Source organism: Niveispirillum sp. (assembly GCF_052437035.1).
GTDB lineage: Bacteria > Pseudomonadota > Alphaproteobacteria > Azospirillales > Azospirillaceae > Niveispirillum.
Genome location: NZ_JBQVOH010000075.1, coordinates 1 through 502 on the forward strand (window position 1 = coordinate 1; position 502 = coordinate 502).

Sequence of the window (502 nt, forward strand, 5' to 3'; positions counted from 1 at the left end):
GGGCACCTTCGACACCAAGGCCGCCGAGCTGGACTACCTCGCCGGCCTGCTGCGCGCGGCCGGCGTGCGCGTGCTGACGGTGGACATCGGCACGCGCAGCGCGAGCGGCGTGGCCGACATCGACGCCGCCGCCGTGGCGCGGCACCACCCCAAGGGCGCGGCGGCCGTGTTCGAGCCCACCGACCGGGGCGAAGCGGTGATCGCGATGAGCGAGGCGCTGAGCGCGCTGGTGCGCGAGCGCCTGGGCGCAGGCGGGATCCAGGCCATGCTGGGCGTGGGTGGTTCGGGTGGCAGCTCCATGATCGCGCCGGCCATGCGCCTGCTGCCCATCGGCATGCCGAAGCTGCTGGTCTCCACCATGGCGGCCGGCGACGTCTCGGCCTACGTGGGCGTGGTGGACCTCACCCTGATGTACCCGGTGACCGACATCGCCGGCCTCAACCGGCTCTCGCGCACCATCCTGGCCAACGCGGCGCACGCGCTGGTGGGCATGCTGCAGCAC

1 protein-coding gene is annotated in these 502 nt (G+C 73.7%); it reads left to right on the forward strand.

What is annotated here, in order from left to right; genetic code table 11:
* Window positions 1–502: Tm-1-like ATP-binding domain-containing protein (locus ACT6Q8_RS25755; RefSeq protein ID WP_444739516.1), on the forward strand; the 502-nt coding region annotated here is incomplete at both ends.